General features: G+C 61.6%; 15 protein-coding genes. 10 read left to right on the top strand and 5 right to left on the bottom strand.

From position 1 onward, the window contains the following. The coding region (locus tag GHO41_RS24105) for a non-ribosomal peptide synthetase (protein WP_153434832.1) at positions 1 to 6,294 on the bottom strand (6,294 nt) is incomplete at its 3' end. Positions 6,295 to 6,508: 214 nt separating this feature from the next. Here GHO41_RS24105 and GHO41_RS24100 point away from each other — a divergent pair. The 9 genes from GHO41_RS24100 (at position 6,509) to GHO41_RS24060 (ending at position 13,816) form a co-directional block, all read left to right on the top strand. Beyond that, positions 6,509 to 7,456, top strand: coding sequence for a siderophore-interacting protein (locus GHO41_RS24100; protein WP_048368861.1), 948 nt, complete (start codon positions 6,509 to 6,511; stop codon positions 7,454 to 7,456). A gap of 199 nt (positions 7,457 to 7,655) precedes the next feature. After that, positions 7,656 to 8,867: a PepSY domain-containing protein gene (locus tag GHO41_RS24095; protein ID WP_153434831.1), complete on the top strand. Its 1,212-nt coding sequence runs from the start codon at positions 7,656 to 7,658 to the stop codon at positions 8,865 to 8,867. Next, entirely contained in the window at positions 8,864 to 9,406 is a 543-nt protein-coding gene (locus GHO41_RS24090; protein WP_153434830.1) for a thiamine pyrophosphate-binding protein, read from the top strand. The genes GHO41_RS24095 and GHO41_RS24090 overlap by 4 nt, the downstream gene beginning before the upstream one ends. A 35-nt stretch (positions 9,407 to 9,441) precedes the next feature. Then, positions 9,442 to 9,741: a hypothetical protein gene (locus tag GHO41_RS24085; RefSeq protein WP_178126566.1), complete on the top strand. Its 300-nt coding sequence runs from the start codon at positions 9,442 to 9,444 to the stop codon at positions 9,739 to 9,741. Then, positions 9,738 to 10,292, top strand: coding sequence for a DUF6162 family protein (locus GHO41_RS24080; protein ID WP_153326679.1), 555 nt, complete (start codon positions 9,738 to 9,740; stop codon positions 10,290 to 10,292). The genes GHO41_RS24085 and GHO41_RS24080 overlap by 4 nt, the downstream gene beginning before the upstream one ends. A 34-nt stretch (positions 10,293 to 10,326) precedes the next feature. Beyond that, entirely contained in the window at positions 10,327 to 11,271 is a 945-nt protein-coding gene (locus GHO41_RS24075; RefSeq protein WP_153434829.1) for a metal ABC transporter solute-binding protein, Zn/Mn family, read from the top strand. Continuing rightward, entirely contained in the window at positions 11,268 to 12,023 is a 756-nt protein-coding gene (locus GHO41_RS24070) for a metal ABC transporter ATP-binding protein (protein WP_048368855.1), read from the top strand. The genes GHO41_RS24075 and GHO41_RS24070 overlap by 4 nt, the downstream gene beginning before the upstream one ends. Further along, positions 12,020 to 12,919 carry a metal ABC transporter permease gene (locus GHO41_RS24065; protein WP_048368854.1) on the top strand — a complete coding sequence of 300 codons (900 nt, stop codon included), beginning with the start codon at positions 12,020 to 12,022 and terminating at the stop codon, positions 12,917 to 12,919. Before GHO41_RS24070 ends, GHO41_RS24065 begins: the two co-directional genes overlap by 4 nt. After that, the gene (locus GHO41_RS24060; protein ID WP_153434828.1) at positions 12,920 to 13,816 is read left to right on the top strand and encodes a metal ABC transporter solute-binding protein, Zn/Mn family; all 897 of its coding nucleotides are present in this window, start codon (positions 12,920 to 12,922) and stop codon (positions 13,814 to 13,816) included. Between the two features lie 68 nt (positions 13,817 to 13,884). Here GHO41_RS24060 and GHO41_RS24055 read toward each other — a convergent pair whose 3' ends face one another. From GHO41_RS24055 to GHO41_RS24040, 4 genes are all read right to left on the bottom strand, one after another. Next, on the bottom strand, positions 13,885 to 14,106 hold the full coding sequence (locus tag GHO41_RS24055; protein ID WP_048389352.1) for an MbtH family protein: 222 nt from the start codon (positions 14,104 to 14,106) through the stop codon (positions 13,885 to 13,887). Between the two features lie 57 nt (positions 14,107 to 14,163). Then, positions 14,164 to 15,555, bottom strand: coding sequence for an aspartate aminotransferase family protein (locus GHO41_RS24050; protein WP_153434827.1), 1,392 nt, complete (start codon positions 15,553 to 15,555; stop codon positions 14,164 to 14,166). A 214-nt stretch (positions 15,556 to 15,769) separates the two neighbouring features. Further along, positions 15,770 to 17,095 (bottom strand): ATP-binding protein, encoded by a 1,326-nt coding sequence (locus GHO41_RS24045; RefSeq protein WP_178126565.1) that lies wholly within the window; start codon positions 17,093 to 17,095, stop codon positions 15,770 to 15,772. Continuing rightward, complete coding sequence (locus GHO41_RS24040; protein WP_153434826.1) at positions 17,092 to 17,769, bottom strand: response regulator; 678 nt, start codon at positions 17,767 to 17,769, stop codon at positions 17,092 to 17,094. The genes GHO41_RS24045 and GHO41_RS24040 overlap by 4 nt, the downstream gene beginning before the upstream one ends. Before the next feature lie 179 nt (positions 17,770 to 17,948). Between GHO41_RS24040 and GHO41_RS24035 the strand changes: the two genes are divergently transcribed. Next, positions 17,949 to 18,518 (top strand): protein-disulfide reductase DsbD domain-containing protein (locus tag GHO41_RS24035; RefSeq protein ID WP_256678842.1); only part of this gene is annotated, 570 nt, incomplete at its 3' end.

Raw genomic sequence — 18,518 nt, 5'->3', positions numbered from 1 at the left:
GGCCTTGAAGGTGCCCAGCATCATGCCCAGCAGTTCGAGGCTGCGCTCGGCCAGCAAGGCCACAGGCTGGTCAACAGTGACGCCCGCCGCCAGCAACGCATGGCCCAGTCGGTTCGCCCGCTGATCCAGCGCCTGGTAGGTCCAGCGCTGGTCAAGGCACGTGGCAACAACCTGCTCCGGGTGCGCCGCCAGCTGCGCTTCAAACAGCCGTACATAACCCTGCGCCAACGGGTAATCACGGGTGGTCTGGTTGCCCGCCTGTAACAACTGCTCACGCTCGCCAGCCTCCACCAACGGCAGGTCGGCAACGTTGCCTTCGGCGTGTTCGCCAATCGCCAGCAACAAGCGCTTGAAGTCCGCCAGCAAGCGCTCGACCGTGGCCTCATCAAAAAAGCGTTTGTCGTAGGACAGGTGCAAGCCCAGCGCATCGCCGGGGTACACCACCACGGTCATCGGGTAGTTGGTGTGAGTGCGCGCGCTGTCGGACTTGGCGCTGATCTGCTCGGCGCCGCTGACCACCGCGCTTTCCACCGGGGCGTTTTCATAGACAAACAGGCTGTCGAAAATCGGCTGGCCTTTGTCCAGCGCACTGCACGCCTGGATGCTCAACAGCGGCAAATGTTCGTGTTCACGCAGCGCCAGGTTGTGCGCAAACACCCCTTGCAGCCACTCGCGCACGCTGACCCGCTGCCCTGCCTGCGGCAAACGCATGCGCAGCGGAATGCTGTTGATGAACAGGCCGACGGTGTCTTGCATTTCCGGGCGATTGACCGGGCGCCCGGCCACGGTGACGCCAAACAGCACTTCGTCGAGCCCGCTGTAGCGCTGCAACACCAGCGCCCAGGCAGCTTGGGTCAGGGTGTTGACGGTCACGTGGTAACGCTGGGCCAGTTCGCGCAAGGCGCGGCCCTGGCTGACCTCCAAGTCGGCATAGCAATCACCGATCTGCGAGAACCCGCCCTGACGGCGCACGGCACGGTCAAAGGGCAATGGCGTCGGCTGTTCAAACCCGGCCAGTTCAGCGCTCCAGGCCTGCAGAGCCTCGCGCTCGCCCTGGGCTTGCAGCCATTCAATAAAGTCGCGATACCGCGCCGCGGGTGGCAGGCTGCGCTGGCCGCTGTACAGGGCAAAGAAGTCTTGCAGCAACAGCGAGCGGCACCAGGCATCAATCAGGATGTGGTGGTTGCTGAGGATGAACCAGTAATGCCCGGCGCTGCGACGGATCAGGCGCAGGCTGAAAGGCGGCGAGTTGAGTAGGTCAAAACCTTGGGCCCGGTCTTCGGCCAGCAACGTTTGCAACGCCGCTTCGTGTTCGCCCTCGGGGCGATCCGTCCAGTCGTGCACCTGTATATTGGGCGCGGCATCGCGGTGGATGATTTGCAGCATCTGGCCGTCATCGTCAAGGCTGAACGATGCGCGTAACGCGTCATGACGCTGCACCACCGCGTGCCAGGCTGCGGTAAAGCGTGGCAGGTCGATTTCGCTGTCGATGATGTAACGGTCTTGCATGTAGTAAATGCCCGAGCCGGGCTCAAGCAAGGTGTGCACCAGCAAGCCCTGCTGCATCGGCGACAGCGGGTAGATGTCTTCGATGGCACTGGCCGCAACCTTAAGGGCGTCCAATTGCGCTTGGGTCAGTTGCGCCAGCGGGAAGTCCGACGGGGTCATGCCGCCTTGCTCGCTGTTTACGCAGTGGGCAATCAGCGCCGTCAATTCGCCCCGATAATCGTCCACCAATGCCTGCACGGTGGCGTCATCAAACATCTCGTGGCTGTAGGTCCATTGCAGGTTGAGTTCGCCGCCATACACCTGCCCTTCGATGCTCAGCCAGTTGGCCAGCGGTGCATTTTCGTCCTGCGCCAGCCCGGCGCTTTCGGTGGCCGGGGCAAACATCGCGGTGTCATCGAACTGGCGATCAAACTGGCCCAAGTAGTTGAAGGTAATGCGCGGCGTCGCCAGGCTGGCCAGTTGTTCAGCCACGTCCTCGCCTGCCAGATAGCGCAGCAGGCCATAGCCCACGCCTTTGTCCGGCACGCTGCGCAGTTGCTCCTTGATCGACTTGATCGAGTCACCCAGATCCGCACTTGGGGTCAGTTGCACCGGGAACAGGCTGGTAAACCAGCCCACAGTGCGCGACAGGTCGAGATCGGCAAACAGGTCTTCGCGACCATGGCCTTCCAGTTGGATCAAGCTGCTGGGCTGGCCGCTCCAGCGGCAAATAACCCGCGCCAACGCGCTCAGCAGCAGGTCATTGACCTGCGTGCGATAGGTGGCGGGAGCGACTTGCAGCAACTGGCGGGTCAATTCGGCGTCGAGGGTCAGGGACAAGGTGCGGGCATGGCGGTTTTGCAAACCGGCATCAGGCCGATCCCACGGCAACTCGCTGGACGCACCGGCCAGTTGGCGCTGCCACAGCGCCAGTTCCCCGACCCGCGCCTGTGCCTCATCGGCCAAGCGGGCGGTCCAGGCCTGATAGGCGCTGGTTTTGGCCGGCGCAGCCTGCACCGGTTTTGTGTAGAACTGCTGCAAGTCTTCGAGCAACACCCGCCACGACACACCGTCCACCACCAGGTGATGAATCACCAGCAACAGGCGCTGACTGTGATCGGCCATGTCCACCAGCAACGCCCGCAGCAACGGGCCGTTGTGCAAGTCCAGGCTGCATTGGGTCTGTTCACACAGGGTCTTGAGTTCGTCAGCTGACGCCGCCTGGCGCTGCCACAGCAGCGGCTCGTTCGGCAGCTCGGCATAGGCTTGCTGCCACTGGCCGTGGTGCTGAACAAAGCGCAAACGCAGTGCATCGTGATGGCTCACCAGCGTATTCAGCGCCTGCTCCAGTAACCCGGCATCCACCGGCTGACGCGGGTGCAGCAGCAATGACTGGTTCCAGTGCTGGCGCTGGGGCATGTCCAGGCTGAAAAACCACTGCTGCACCGGCGCCAGCGCCACCGCGCCCGTGGCCAGCCCTTGATCAACAAGGTTCTCGGTGCTCAGCGCGGCAATCCGGGCCAGGCTGCGGATGGTTTGATGCTGGAACAGGTCGCGAGGGCTAAAGGCGATCCCGGCCTGACGGGCACGGCTGACCACTTGAATCGAGATGATCGAGTCGCCGCCCAGGGCAAAAAAGTTGTCGTCGACACCGATCTGCGCCACGCCCAGTACCTGTTGCCAGATCTCGGCCAGGCGCTGTTCCAGCTCAGAGGCCGGTGCGATGTAGCCTTGCTGCACGGTGCTGATGTCCGGGCGCGGCAAGGCTTTACGATCGAGCTTGCCGTTGGGCGACAGCGGCAGGCGCTCAAGGCTGACCCAGTGGCTGGGCACCATGTAGTCCGGCAAGCCGAGTTGCAGTTGGCTGGGCAATTCCGTTTGCCAAGCGTCGGCAGGCGCCTGCGCGTGCAGCACCACGTAGGCCACCAGTTGCTTGCCGTCGAGCACCTGCACCACGGCTTCGCGCACGGACGGCTGCTCGGCCAGACGCGCCTCGATTTCCCCCAACTCAATGCGCAACCCGCGCAGTTTGACCTGATGATCAAGGCGGCCCAGGTATTCAATGACCCCGTCAACCCGCTGGCGCACCCAATCGCCGGTGCGGTACAGGCGCTCGCCCTGATTAAACGGACACGGCACAAAACGCTCTGCCGTCAGCGCCGGGCGCCGGTGGTAGCTGCGCGCCAGCCCGGCCCCGCCCAAATACAATTCCCCGGCCACGCCCACGGCTACGGGCGAAAGGTTGGCATCCAGCACCAGCGTGCGCAGGTTGGCGATGGGCAAGCCAATCGGCACGCTGGCCGCGCCCTCATCGATGCAGGTCCAATGCGTCACGTCGATGGCCGCTTCGGTCGGGCCATACAGGTTGTACAGCTCGGCATCGGGCAGTTTGCTGAACACCTGCTGCTGGGCATCAACCGGCAGTGCTTCTCCGCTGCAGACAATACGCCGCAGGCTGGTGCACTGCTCAACGCCCACTTCATGAATAAACGCCTGCAACATTGACGGCACAAAATGCAGGGTGCTGATCTGCTGCTGGCGAATGGTTTCGATCAGGCGCAGCGGCTCGCGGTGCTCCCCCGGTTGCGCCACCACCAAGCGTGCACCGGTGAGCAGCGGCCAGAAAAACTCCCACACCGACACATCAAAACTGAACGGAGTCTTTTGCAGCACGGCATCGTCGGCCGTCAGCCGATACGCCTGCTGCATCCAGCTCAGGCGGTTGACCAGCGCAGCATGGGTGTTACCCGCGCCTTTGGGCTTGCCGGTGGAGCCGGAGGTGTAGATCACATAGGCGAGGTTTTGCGGCTGAGTCAGATCAACCGGATTCTCAACACTGTAGGAGCGAGCTTGCCTCGCGATCTGTTGGCCGCTCAAAAGATCGCGAGACAAGCTCGCTCCTACAGTGAGATAAAGGCACATGACCGGGATGTGTTGTGGCAATGCCGCCTGCAAGTGCTTTTGCGTGAGCAGCAACTGAATCCCGCTGTCGTCGATCATGTAGCTCAAACGTTCGGCCGGGTACTCCGGGTCGAGCGGCACATAGGCGCCGCCCGCCTTGAGAATCGCCAGCAGGCCGATCACCATTTCTACTGAACGCTCTACGGCAATCCCCACCAGCACATCCGGGCCGACACCCCGTTCACGCAACTCATGGGCCAATTGGTTGGCGCGGGCATTGAGCTGCGCATAGCTCAGGGACTGCGCGCCAAACACCAACGCCGTGGCGTCGGGGGTGCGCTCAACCTGGGCTTCAATCAACACCTGCAGGCCAGTTTGGGTCGGGTATTCAGCGTGGGTGCGGTTCCAGTCGTGCACACGGGTCTGTATTTCACTGGCGTCGAGCATCGGTAATTCACCGATCCGCCGTTCGGGGTGGTCCACCAGCGCTCGCAGCAGGTTGCACCAGTGCCGTGCCATACGGCTGATGGTGGCGCCGTCAAACAGGTCATTGGCATAGGTGAGCGCTGCGTGCAGGCGGCCGGATTTCTCGTAGGTGTCCAGGCTCAAGTCAAACTGCGTGGTGCGCCCTTCCCACTCGATCAGGCCCAGCGTCAGCCCCGAAGCCGTTTTGATCGCTTCAATGTCGGCCACTTGCGGCTGATGGTTGTACATCACTTGAAACAGCGGGTTGTGGCTCAGGTTGCGCTCAAGTTTGAGGGCTTCTACCAACTGCTCGAACGGCAGTTCCTGATGGGCTTGAGCACCGAGTGCGGTTTCTTTGACCGCGGCCAGCAACTCGGCCACGGTGGTGTCCGCCGTCAGTTGGGTGCGCAGTACCTGGGTGTTCACAAAGAAGCCGATCAACCCTTCGACTTCACGGCGGTTACGGTTGGCAATCGGCACACCCACGCGCAGATCGTTTTGCCCGCTGTAGCGCTGCAACAGGATGTTGAACGCGCCCAACAGCAGCATAAACAGCGTGACCGTGTGCTGCTGCGCCAAGGCCCTCAACTGCTCAACCAGCTCCGGGGCTACGGCGAACTCATGGCGCGTGCCGCGATAGCTGGGCACGGCCGGGCGCGGGTAGTCGTTGGGCAAGGTGATGACCGGGTGTTCATCACCCAGTTTGGCCTGCCAGTACGCCAGTTGCCGCGCTTGCTCACCCGCCTCCAGCCAGCGGCGCTGCCACAGGGCGTAGTCGCTGTACTGGATGGCCAGCTCAGGCAACGACGGCGCCTCGTTGCGCTCAAAGGCGTCGTAACTGCGGATAAATTCGTCGATCAGCACGTTCATCGACCAGCCATCGGAGACGATGTGATGCAAGGTCAGCAGCAACACATGCTCGTCAGCGCCAAGCTTGAGCAGCTTGATCCGCAGCAGCGGGCCATTGGCCAGATCGAAAGGGTGCAGCGACTGCTGCTGCGCCTCAGCGGCCACCGCCTGTTCGCGCTCAATGGCCGGCAACAGGGTGAAATCCACATGCTCGACAGTGATCGGCGCCAGGCGCTCGACTTGCTCCAGGCTGTCGTCAGGGTTCTGCCGGAACACCGTGCGCAGGGTCTGGTGACGCTGCACCACGCCAGCGAAGGCCTGCTCCAGCGCACTGAGGTTCAGCGCGCCGGTCAGGCGCACGGCACCGGGCAAGTTGTAGGCGCCGCTGTGCGGGTCCAGTTGCCACAAGAACCACATGCGCCGCTGTGCGTAGGACAATGCCTGGCGATCCGCCTGAGGCACATCGGCAGGAATCGGAAACTGCGAAAAGTCGATCCCTTCCGCACGCAGACCGTCGAGGAATAACCGGCGTTTTTCAAGCGGCAATTCGATGAACCGGCGGGCAAGTTTGAGGGACTTCTCAGCATTCATCTGACTTCTTCCGTACACGTTGGCAATCGAGCTTTGGCTCGGCTATCCCTACGGAACGGATGAAGCGGGGGGAAAATTAAAAGGCCCGCGAGCTTGACACATGCCCTGTGTGAGCCGGGCAAGCCCGCTCCCACACCATAAGCCACCCGGGCTTAAATTTATTCCCAGGCAGCTCGTTCTATATGGGTCTCCAGCTCATTGATGGGTGCTCTCCATGTCTCCCGCAGCTTTGGTGCAAACCCTGCGCAAACGGCTCAGTAAACCGACCGGCTATCAACTGTTCGACATTCACCTCAAACAGCGCATTGCCTTGAGCCCTTCACTCACGCGTTTTGTGTTTACGGGCGAGGATGTGGCGCTGATGCACACGCTGGCCCCCGATCAGCGGGTCAAGCTGTTCTTCCCCAGCGCCAATGGCAGCGCGCCCGACTTGCCCAAGGTTGGCGACTGGCAAGCCGCCCGCCGCACCCTGAAGCCCGAGCACGCGCCGCCGATGCGCACTTACACCATTCGCGCTCTACGCCCCGACATGAACGAACTGGACATCGACTTTGTGCTGCATGGCGAAGCCGGCCCCGCTTCGCGCTGGGCGGTCCATGCAAGGCCAGGCGACCCCTTACAAATAGTCGCGCCCAACGCTGCCTACCACGCCGACCCGGGCGGCTATGAATGGATGCCGCCGCAGGGCGTGCGCAAAATCCTGTTGATCGGCGACGAAACCGCCCTGCCCGCCATCGCCGGGATCCTCGAACAACTGGCCAGCCATCCCGACGCCCCGCAGGTCCAGGCGTTTATCGAAGTGCCCGAAGAGGCCGATTGCATGCCGCTGCTCTGCGGCGTGCACACCAAAGTGCACTGGCTGCCCCGCCTCACGCTGCACAAGCAGCATGGTGAAGGCATGATCCTCGCGGCCCGCGAACTGGCGAGCTTGCCGCCCACCCGGGCCAACCTCAACGACAGCGCAGCATTGCAAGAGCTGGACCTCAATAGCCAGCGCCTGTGGGAACTGGCCAGCGCCAAGCGCAGCGAGTTCTATGCCTGGGTGGCCGGAGAGTCCGCAGCGGTCATGGATATTCGGCGGTTTTTCATCAATGAATGCGGGCTTGATCGTAAAGGGCTGACGTTGATGGGCTACTGGAAACTGGGGCGTTCGCTTGAGTAACTCAATCGTGTGGGCGCTCGCGATCTTTTAAGGATCAAAAGATCGCGAGGGGCGCTCCTACAGATTCGTGCTTGCCTAGCATGAAACACTTTTTTACAACTCTACCTTCGGGTTTTCGACATCTCATACGTCCTACATGGATAGCAATCGCATTCTCAGTTGCGATTAAACATGCTCAGCCGTGAGTCTGCCGTTCCCCATGTCCAAAAAATCCCGCTCCAAGGTCTGGTTCCTGGTCCACAGCTGGTTAACGCTGCCGATCTGGTTCTTTGTATTGATTGTGTGTGTCACCGGCACATTGGCAGTGGTCAGCCAGGAGATTGTCTGGCTGGCGACCCCTGAAGCCCGTGCCACACAGCCTTCAAGCGATGCTCCGTTGCTCACTTATGAGCAGGTGCTGAACACCATTCATCAAGCCGAACCGGCGCTGGCGGTGCAGTCGATCAGCCGCCCGGATGAGTCGCACTTTGCACTGGTCGCCAGGGTGGTGTACCCGGACGGGCGCTCGCCGGCGCTGTACATCAACCCTTATACCGGGGCCATTCAGGGCGAGAGTTCGAGCTTTGACTTCCGCCAGTTCACCCGCGCCCTGCACGGCTGGTGGCTGGTGCCGTTCACCAACGGTTATAGCTGGGGCTGGTACTTGGTGTCTTTCCTCGGCCTGCCGCTGCTGGCGTCGTTGATTACCGGGCTGGTGGTGTACAAAAAATTCTGGAAAGGCTTCCTCAAACCCACGCTGCGGTTAAAACACGGCGCGCGGATCTTTTGGGGCGACTTCCATCGGCTGTGCGGGATCTGGTCGATCTGGTTTATTGCGGTGATCTCCATCACCGGCCTGTGGTTTCTGATTGAAGCCTTTATGTTCGATAACCAGATTTCGATTTCTACCGCGGGCAACCCGCCGGTGGTGGCGCGTCAGGATGTGCCGATCATGCCGGACGGCCAACCGGCGCCGATGATCAATCTCGATCAGGCCGTGAAGATTGCCGCCGAGAGCATTCCCGGCCTTGAAGCCAGCTTTGTCAGCCTGCCAAGCAATGCCTACGGCCATATAGAAGTGGGCGGCCCGGGCTGGTACCCGCTGCTGTTTCAGACCGCCGACATCAACCCGTACAACGGCGTCATCGAAGGTTCGCGGATGATCGCCGACCGTTCCGGGCTGGAACTGGTGACTGAGTCCATGCGCCCGCTACACACCGGTGATTTCGGCGGGTTGTGGGTCAAGCTGATCTGGTTCTTCTTCGGTCTGGTACTGAGCATGATGGTGTTGAGCGGCCTGCTGATCTGGACCAAACGCACGGCACTGGCCACCGCCAACGCGCTTAAACGCAGCCATAAACCCGCACGTGTTCCGACCGGCAGGCAAACCGTCACAGCGCGCAGCGCACAGCCCGAGGAGGCCAATGTATGAGTAAGGCAGCAGCGGTAGCGCCCTCTTCTGCACTGGGACGCTGGTGGCTCAAATGGCGGTTTCACATCAACATTTTGTTGTTGCTGATCCCGCTGGGCTTTATGCCCAAGTATTTTCATGAGGCGTCACTGTTTCGGGGTGACAGCGGCCTGGGCGAGCGCGAAATCGGCACGGTGCAGGTTGGCCCCTGGAGCCTGCGGCTGGCAGAAATGCGCAATGAGGGCCCACGCCCTGACGGCCCCGCTGGCTATATGAAAAGCTTCACTGCTGCCCTGTGCGACACCTGTATCGATCAGGTCAAGGCCGGTTATTTACGCATCGGCAAGCCGCGCAGCTTGCGCGCTGCCGGGGTGATTTTTTTCGGCACGCCGTACCGTATGGGCGCCACCTTGCCGATCCCGGAACGTACCAAAGACGATGCTGAGTTGTGGATCACCCTTGAGGGCTGGGACGGCTCAATGCATCAGGCATCCATCCCCCTGAGCGAGGCCTCACCGGCAACCCTGGCCTGGCTAGCTCAACAAGGAGGTAAACGATGAGTTCGCACCTGTTCAAACACCCCGCGCGCCGTGTCATGGTCGCGGGTTTTCTGGCCTTGCTGGGGTTTAGCGGCCAGGCCCTGGCACACAACCCGATGTGTGAGTGCAAAAGCCTGGGCGACGACCAGATCCGCTGCACCGGCGGGTTTTCTGATGGCAGTGGCGCACCGGGGGTGACGCTGGATGTGATCGGTTATGACGAAACCATATTGGTGCCCGGCAAGTTGGGCAGCGATTCGACCCTGACCTTCAAACGCCCGGAAGGCGAGTTCTACGTGCTGTTTGACGCAGGCCCCGGCCACATTGTTGAAATCGACCAAGCCGATATCGAATGAATACTCACGTCGTGCGCCCGGCCGGTGCCGGGCATGAAACCCTTTATGTACTGCTGTTGTGCCTGCTGATTCTGTGCGTCGCGGGGTCGGTTGTGGCCTGGCGTCACGAGTCCCATGAAGCAACCTCAGTGGCGGCCCACCAACTGGATGCCCGGCTCGATCTAAATGCCGCCGAGCAAGGTATCTACGCTGACCTGCGGGTCACCCTGGACGAGATCAACCTGCTGCACGAAGAAACCGGCGCCCTGCCCCAACCCGGGCAATTGGCCGAAGAAGGCTTCGCGCCGTTTGCCAGCGACGCCAGCTCGGTGAGCCGTGGCAACCATGCCTGGCAATTGTTGGGCGACCAGGCCTACCTGGGCGTGAGCCCCAACCCTGAGGTAGCCGGCTCGTTCTTGATGCGTATCAACGAGCAGCCCGATGTGTGGCTTAACCGCAACAGTAACGTCAGCGCCCCCACCGACTTCAGCGATGGCGCCTTGCTCCAGAACGGCTGGAAGCAAGTGATCGCCCAATTCGATGCCGGGGTGACTCGCCAGCATCGGCACTGAACCCACCGCTTTACCTGAGAGAAGACTGCTCGCCATGTCCATTTCATCTGTATTTCGACGCCGCACCTTGTTGCTGGCCGGCCTCCTGGCCCTCTGCCTTTCACCTCTGACGCACGCTGACACCGCCGCCCCGGCGCCGCTGGCCAAACCGCTGCGCATTGGCATCACCCTGCACCCGTATTACAGCTACGTGAAAAACATTGTCGGCGACAAGGCTGAAGTGGTGCCGTTGATTCCGGCCGGTTTTAACCCGCACGCCTATGAACCCCGCGCTGACGACATCAAGCGCATCGGCACGCTGGACGTGATCGTGCTCAATGGCGTGGGCCATGATGATTTCGCCGACAAGATGATCGAGGCCAGTGAAAAACCGGACATCCCGGTCATCGAGGCCAACCAGAACGTACCGCTGCTGGCCGCCACCGGCACCGCCGCGCGGGGCGCTGGCAAGGTGGTCAACCCGCACACCTTCTTGTCGATCAGCGCCTCGATTGCCCAGGTCAACAACATCGCCCGGGAACTGGGCAAGCTGGACCTGGCTAACGCCAAAACTTACACCGCCAATGCCCGCGCTTACGGCAAGCGCCTTCGCCAGATGCGCGCCGACGCTCTGGCCAAACTCACCGAAGCCCCCAACGCGGATTTGCGGGTCGCCACCGTGCACGCCGCCTATGACTACCTGTTGCGCGAATTTGGCCTGGAAGTGACCGCCGTGGTTGAACCCGCCCACGGTATTGAGCCGAGCCCCAGCCAGTTGAAAAAGACCATCGACCAACTGCGCGACCTGGATGTGAAAGTGATCTTCTCCGAGATGGACTTCCCGTCGACGTACGTTGAAACCATCCAGCGCGAGTCCGGGGTCAAGCTGTACCCGCTGTCGCATATCTCCTATGGCGAGTACACCGCCGACAAGTACGAAAAAGAGATGAACAACAACCTCAATACCGTGGTCAAGGCGATTCAGGAGTCCGGGGCATGACGGCGGCTGTACCTCTTGCAGTGCGGGCCCGCGGGCCGGGTGTGGAGTTTGATCAGGTGTCGCTGACCCTGGGCAGCACGCCCATTCTGGACCGCGTCAGTTTCAATATTAAGGCGGGTAGCGTGCATGCGCTGGTGGGGCCCAATGGCGGCGGCAAAAGCTCGCTGATCAAAACCCTGCTCGGGCAAATGCCGCATCAGGGCGAGTTGCGCCTGAACTGGAACGGCGAGCCGGGGTTGATCGGCTATGTGCCCCAGGCGCTGGAATTTGACCGTGGCTTGCCCATGACCGTGGACGACTTCATGGCCGCCATGTGCCAGCGGCGCCCGGCCTTTATGGGCTTGTCGCGCAAGGTTGCCCCGGCCATTGGCGATGCGCTGGAACGGGTGGGCATGCAACACAAACGCAAGCGCCGCATGGGCGCCTTGTCGGGCGGTGAACGGCAACGGGTGCTGCTGGCCCAGGGGCTGATCCCGGCCCCGCAATTGCTGGTGCTGGATGAGCCGATGTCGGCGCTGGACGAAGCCGGGGCGCAGGTCTTTGAACGCTTGCTCAACGACTGGCAGCAATCAGGCGTCACGGTGGTGTGGATCGAGCACGATCTGGCGGCCGTCAAACGTCTGGCGGATCGCGTCACCGGGCTTAATCGCCAGGTGCTGTTCGATGGCCCGCCTGCGCAAACCCTCAGCCCTGAGCGCCTGTTAAGCCTGTTTTCAACCCACCCTAAAGCCTGCGGGAGCGCCCAGCCATGAGCTATGAAGCCTTCCGTTTGATGATTCAGGGCTGGGCCACCGCCGGGTATTTGCCTGAGGTGCTGGCCTACGGTTTTGTGGTCAATGCGCTGCTCGCCGGTTTACTCATCGGCCCCGTGCTGGGCGGCCTCGGCACCCTGGTGGTGGTCAAGCGCTTCGCGTTCTTTTCCGAAGCCGTGGGCCACGCAGCGCTGACCGGGGTGGCCATCGGCATCCTGCTCGGCGAACCCTACACCGGGCCTTATGGCAGCCTGTTCGGCTATTGCCTGCTGTTCGGCATTTCGCTCAATTACCTGCGCAACCGCACAGGCCTGGCCCCAGACACGCTGATCGGGGTCTTCCTCTCGGTGTCATTGGCGTTGGGCGCCAGCCTGCTGCTGATTCTCGCGGGCAAGATCAACATCCATATCCTTGAAAACGTCCTGTTTGGCTCGGTGTTGACCGTCAACGGCAACGATCTGCTGGTGCTGGCGGTGGTCGGCGCGCTGGTGCTGGGCCTGAGCCTGCCGCTGTACAACCGCATCATGCTGGCCAGTTTCAACCCGCAACTGGCCGCTGTGCGCGGGGTGGCAGTTAAATCCCTGGATTACCTGTTTGTGATACTGGTAACACTGATCACCGTGGCAGCGGTCAAGGTGATCGGGGCGATTCTGGTGGGCGCACTGCTGGTGATTCCGGCCGCTGCGGCGCGCTTGCTCAGCCAGTCGTTGAAGGGCTTTTTCTGGATTTCGGTGCTGATCGCCACGGTCAGCACCTTGTGCGGGATTTTGCTGCCTATCGTCCTCGACCTACCGATTCCGTCCGGCGCCGCGATCATTCTGGTGGCCGGTATCGCCTTCGCCCTGGCCGCCATTGCTCGTGGCGTGGTGCCAAGCCTCAAAGGGAATATTGGATAAATGTTCACGCTGCGCAAACTCACTCTGGCAATTGCCATCACCGGCCTGCTCAGCACCCCGCTGCTGGCCGCCACCCCGTCACCGCAACCAGTGCGCATTCTCGCCAGCTTGCCGATTACCTATGGCTTGAGCGAGCTGCTGCTCAAGGACAGCGGCGTGACCCTTGAACGCGCTGCGGCGGCCAACCTGCCCGGCAGTCGGCAAAGTGCCTACTTCAGCGGTCGCGGCGCCCCGGCCCTGCAAAAGCTCGCAGAAAACGCCGATGCGGTGGTCGGCCTGCGCTCGCTGTGGAGCGACGACCCGTTGTACCCGATGGCCCGGCGCAGCAACATCCGCATCGTCGAAGTGGACGCCGCACGCCCGGTGGACGGCAGTTTGCCGGGCATTGCCGTGCAACCTGACGTGCACAGCGATGGCCTCAACAGCCAGCCGTGGCTGTCCAGCAACAACATGGGCCGTATGGCTGACGTGATTGCGGCTGACCTGGTACGTTTGGCCCCCGCCGCCAAGCCCAAGATCGAAGCCAACCTGGCCGAGCTGAAACAGCGCCTGCTCAAACTCAGCGCCGAGAGCGAGTCACGCTTGGCCAAGGCCGATAATTTAAGCGTCGTGAGTGTGTCCGACCGGCTGGATTACTTGATCAGCGGGCTGAATCTGGAGCGCGTTGACGTGGCCCATAACAGTGAAAACCCGTGGACACCGCAAGCCCTCAAGGCGCTGACGCAAACCCTCAAGGACAATGACGTGGCGCTAGTGCTCGACCATCGCGAACCTTCACCCGAGTTGAAGGCAGCGATTACCGAGGGTGGCAGCCACCTGGTGGTGATCAGCGCTGACGGCGCAGATCCGGTGGCGCAGTTGCAGAGCAACATTGATGCGATTGTAAAAGCCTTGTAACGAGGTTGCTCGCGATCTTTTCAAGGTCAAAAGATCGCGAGGCAAGCTCGCTCCTACCGTGATTGCGCTTAGTGCGTGGCCACTGCATCCATCTTCTGGCGCAGGCTCAAGGGCCGCATGTCGGTCCAGACTTCTTCGATATACGCCAGACACTCAGGTTTGAGGCCGCTTTTGCCCACGGCGCGCCAGCCGTTGGGGATGGCTTTGTAGTCCGGCCAGATCGAATACTGCTCTTCATGGTTCACCACCACTTGGAAGAGGATGTCATCGCGGTCAAATACTGAACTCATGTGCGGGTCTCCGTCGCTGTAAAAGATATGAATCTAACGAGTGATGGCGGGCAGAAATTAGAGCCGGGTGATCGCTGCGGCCATGGCATTGCCAAAGATGGCCGCGACCTGGTCGATTTCACTGGCGGTGATGATCAGCGGCGGCAAGAAGCGCACCACGCTGCCCTGGCGCCCGCCCAGCTCCAGAATCAAGCCGCGCTTCAAGCATTCGCGCTGCACCAGCGGCGCCAGCCGGGCAAAGACTGGCGGGTGACCCAAGGCGTCGGGGCTGCCGTTGGGGTCAACCAGTTCAACCCCCAGCATCAGGCCGCGACCGCGAATATCGCCCAACTGCGGGAAGTCGCGCTGGAGGATGTGCAGGTGTTCGCTGAGGCGCTCGCCCATGGCGGTGGCGTGCGCAGCGACGTTGTGTTGCTTGAGATAGCGCATTACCGCCGAACCTGCGGCCATGGCCATCTGATTGCCACGGAACGTTCCGGCATGGGCGCCCGGCAGCCAAGTGTCGAGCCACTCGCGATACACCACCACCGCCAACGGCAAGCTGCCGCCAATGGCTTTGGACAACACCACCACATCCGGGATGATGCCAGCGTGCTCAAAGGCGAACATTTTGCCGGTGCGGGCAAAGCCGCTCTGGATTTCATCGACGATCAGCGCCACACCGGCTTGCTCGGTAATCCGGCGCAACCCGCGCAGCCAGTCGAGGTCTGCCGCAATGACGCCGCCCTCGCCCTGCACCACTTCAACAATCACCGCAGCCGGTAGCTGCACACCGGCTTCGGGGTCACTGAAGAGGTTTTGCAGGTAGTGCAAATTGGCCTGCACGCCCTGCTTGCCGCCCAGCCCGAACGGGCAGCGGTAATCGTAGGGGTACGGCATGAATTGCACGCCATTGCTGAGCAAGGCGGCCAACGGCTTTTTCGGCCCCAGGCTGCCCATCAGGCTTAAGGCACCCTGGCTCATGCCGTGATACCCGCCGGTAAATGACACCACGGTGTTGCGTCCGGTGGCGGTGCGCACCAGTTTCAGCGCCGCTTCGACGGCATCGGTGCCGGTCGGGCCGCAGAACTGGATCTTCGCTTCGCTGGCCAAAGCACCGGGCAGCAGGCCGAACAGATCTTGAACAAACTGATCTTTAACCGGGGTGGTGAGGTCGAGGGTATGCAGGGGCAGTTCATCACTCAGCACTTGCTGGATGGCGGCGATCACGACCGGGTGGTTGTGTCCCAGCGCCAGAGTCCCGGCACCGGCCAGGCAATCGATGAAGCGGCGGCCCTCGACGTCTTCAACGTACAAACCCTTGGCACGCTTGAGGGCCAGCGGCAAGCGCCGCGGGTAACTGCGCGCGTTGGACTCCTGACGGCTCTGGCGGGCCAGCAACGGAGACTCTTCAAACTCGTACAGCGTTTCAACCGGATGATTTTCAGCAAGGCTGGTAGCGACTGACATTCCTGGGACCCTCAATACGCCGATGAGATTGACCAAAACATTCCTGTTTTGAAAACGCATCAGCGTGGTGAGGATTTAGCCAAGCCCCGAAGTTTCCCGGTTTCTGTAGCCGCTGCCGCAGGCTGCGATAAGGGCCGAAGGACTTTCACCCATAGAACAGGGCCGCTTCGCGCCCCATCGCAGCCTTCGGCAGCGACTACAAGGATTGATAGGTTCAAGCCGTCTGCAGCGGCATGCGCAGTTCAACCCGCAAGCCATCGTTCTGGCTGTCGAAATTCAGTTCGCCCGCACACCGTTCAACAATGGCCTGCACAATCGCCAGGCCCAAGCCGCAACCGTTGCTGTTGCCGTTGCGCCAGAAACGTTGGGTCATGTGTTGCAAGGTCTCAGGCGCGAGGCCGGGGCCGTGGTCTCGCACCACGAACACGACGTGGTTGCCCTCGGCATGCACCTTCAATTGCACTTGCGTGTCCGCAGGGGTATGGCGCAAGGCGTTGTCGAGCAGATTGCGCAAGGCGGCGATTGCCAGCACCGAAGGCACGTGCAGACGGGTGTCCGGGAGGTCATCGGCCAGTTGCAAATGCACACGGTCAGCCGCGCCGCTGGCCGCGTCGTTGATGGCCAGACGCGCCACTTGTTCGGCTGAGCACTCTACACCGTCATCAAACGACAAGCTGCCTTCAACCCGCGCCAGCAGCAGTAGCTGCTCCAGGGTCCGGTGCAAACGGTCTGCCCCGGCTTCGGCGTGGGCCAGGGACTGTTCGCGCGCCGCGCCATCGGTCATGCGCGCCACTTGCAGGTGGGTTTTGATCGCGGTCAGCGGGCTGCGCAGTTCATGGGCGGCATCGCCAGTCAGGCGCCGCTCACGTTCGATGGCTTTGGATATTCGCGCCAGCAACTGGTTCTGGGAATCCAGCAATGGCTTTAATTCGCTGGGCAACGGGCTGATCTGCAACGGTTGCAGCGAATCGGCATCGCGGCGCATCAGCGCATCACGCATACGGTTAAGCGGCGCCAACCCCTGGCCGAGGCCCAGCCACAACAGCAGCAAGCACACGATCAAGGCCATGCCCACTGGCACCGAGGCGGCGAGCAGCACGGAAAGGTTCAGGGCTTCGCGCTCGACCTGGCGGTCGGCGGTGGTAATGCGCACATCACCCCGGTCGAGGGTGAACGTGCGCCAGGCGGCGCCATCAATGATCTGGTCATGAAAACCTGCCGACTCAGAGCGCATCGGTTGGTCAGGGTTGTTGTGGCTGCGGGCCAGCACTTCACCGCGCAACGAACTCACCTGGCACGCCATACCGCCAGGGATGGTCAGTTGTTCCGCGCTGAAATGGGTACCCTCGCCTTTCACCGGCAACTGCGGCAATTGCTCAAGCAGCCCCGCCACCATACGCGCAGACGCCACCAGACGCTGGTCAAGGGAGAACATCATTTGCTGACGCAAATCACTGAGCATCCAGGCCGCCGCCAGCGCCCAGATCAACACAAACGCCGAGCCAATGGTCAGGCTCAAACGCAGACGCATGCTCATCATGGCTGCTCGGCACCGTCGGCGGTGCCCAGACGATACCCGAGGCCGCGCACGGTTTCGACGATACCTTTGCCCAGTTTGGAGCGCAGGTGATGGATATGAACGTTCAGGGCATTGCTCTCCAGTTCGTCGCCAAAGCCGTAGATGCTGTCTTTGAGCTGCTCGGCCGACAACACGCGTCCGCGGTTATGCAGCAAGGCTTGCAGCAGTGCCTGCTCGCGCCGCGACAGGTCGACCGGCTGACCGCCCAGCAAGGTAATGCGGCTGCTCGGGTCATAGCTCAATTGCCCGTGTTCGATCAAATTGACGCTGCGCCCGGCCACTCGACGCAACAAGGTGTGCAGGCGGGCGGCCAGTTCGCGCAGGTCAAAGGGCTTGAGCAAGTAGTCATCGGCCCCGGCTTGCAGGCCATCCACCCGGTCGGTGACCGAGTCACGGGCGGTCAGCACCAGCACGGGCAGTTCAAAACCCTGCTGACGCAGTTGCTGCAACAGCTTGAGGCCGTCTTCGTCAGGCAAGCCCAGGTCGAGCACCATCACGTCAAACTCGGCGGCCTTGAGCATGGCTTTGGCTTTGCTGGCGGTACCGACATGTTCAACCGTCAGCCCCTGCGCCGTCAGCCCGGCCACAATGCCGCTGGCAATCAGTTCATCGTCTTCGCAAACCAGTACGTGCATGCTCTTACCCGCGTAAATAGGCTGATTAAAAAATCATGGGATTAAGGGCGGATTATCCACCTATAAATGTAGTGCACCTGCTTTGTTTAAAGCGCTTGTCAGTTTCGCGACCCTATTAACACTCGGTTAATCATGTGTCGCCAAGGTATTGCCTATTCATAAAGACCAAGGCTGGGCGTATGCACCGTTTGTTTATTTTTCTGTTTCTACTGCTGACGGGCTTCAGCCAGGCGCAAGCCAGTAATGACCCTTTTGCCCAGAAAGTCGACTTTTTGCCGGTGGCCAAAGCGTTCGCCTTCAGCAGCGAAGCGTTGCCATCGGGCGAAACCCGGCTGAGCTGGCAGATTGCCAACAACTACTACTTGTATCAAAAACGCTTCAAGTTTGACGGTCTGGACGCTGCGCACACCCCCGTGCTGCCCCAGGGCGAGGAGCACGATGACGAGTTTTTTGGTGCCAGCCAGGTCTATCGCAATCAGGTCGACGTGCTGATCCCTGCGGGAGCCAGCGGCCAGGTCAAAGTGAGCTGGCAAGGCTGCGCCGATGCCGGCCTGTGCTACCCGCCGCAAAGCCAGGTGGTGGATCTGGGCGGCGCGCAACCTGTCGCCGCTCAAGGCCAGGCCCAGGACCAGTCGCTGGCGGCCAGCTTGCAGCAGCGTTCGTTGGGCTGGAGCTTGTTACTGTTCTTCGGCCTTGGCTTGTTGCTGGCCTTCACCCCGTGCTCATTGCCCATGCTGCCGATTCTGGCC

Source organism: Pseudomonas sp. FSL R10-0399, from assembly GCF_009600165.1.
Classification (GTDB): Bacteria; Pseudomonadota; Gammaproteobacteria; order Pseudomonadales; family Pseudomonadaceae; genus Aquipseudomonas; species Aquipseudomonas helleri.
The sequence above is the reverse complement of the archived record's forward strand: the minus strand, read 5'-3'. Positions and strand labels throughout refer to the sequence as shown.

Coding starts and splice junctions, on each gene's coding strand:
- GHO41_RS24045 (WP_178126565.1), bottom strand. CDS start 17,095: ATGATGAGCATGCGTCTGCGTTTGAGCCTGACCATTGGCTCGGCGTTT.
- GHO41_RS24070 (WP_048368855.1), top strand. CDS start 11,268: ATGACGGCGGCTGTACCTCTTGCAGTGCGGGCCCGCGGGCCGGGTGTG.
- GHO41_RS24065 (WP_048368854.1), top strand. CDS start 12,020: ATGAGCTATGAAGCCTTCCGTTTGATGATTCAGGGCTGGGCCACCGCC.
- GHO41_RS24050 (WP_153434827.1), bottom strand. CDS start 15,555: ATGTCAGTCGCTACCAGCCTTGCTGAAAATCATCCGGTTGAAACGCTG.
- GHO41_RS24075 (WP_153434829.1), top strand. CDS start 10,327: ATGTCCATTTCATCTGTATTTCGACGCCGCACCTTGTTGCTGGCCGGC.
- GHO41_RS24040 (WP_153434826.1), bottom strand. CDS start 17,769: ATGCACGTACTGGTTTGCGAAGACGATGAACTGATTGCCAGCGGCATT.
- GHO41_RS24100 (WP_048368861.1), top strand. CDS start 6,509: ATGTCTCCCGCAGCTTTGGTGCAAACCCTGCGCAAACGGCTCAGTAAA.
- GHO41_RS24095 (WP_153434831.1), top strand. CDS start 7,656: ATGTCCAAAAAATCCCGCTCCAAGGTCTGGTTCCTGGTCCACAGCTGG.
- GHO41_RS24080 (WP_153326679.1), top strand. CDS start 9,738: ATGAATACTCACGTCGTGCGCCCGGCCGGTGCCGGGCATGAAACCCTT.
- GHO41_RS24085 (WP_178126566.1), top strand. CDS start 9,442: ATGGTCGCGGGTTTTCTGGCCTTGCTGGGGTTTAGCGGCCAGGCCCTG.
- GHO41_RS24055 (WP_048389352.1), bottom strand. CDS start 14,106: ATGAGTTCAGTATTTGACCGCGATGACATCCTCTTCCAAGTGGTGGTG.
- GHO41_RS24060 (WP_153434828.1), top strand. CDS start 12,920: ATGTTCACGCTGCGCAAACTCACTCTGGCAATTGCCATCACCGGCCTG.
- GHO41_RS24090 (WP_153434830.1), top strand. CDS start 8,864: ATGAGTAAGGCAGCAGCGGTAGCGCCCTCTTCTGCACTGGGACGCTGG.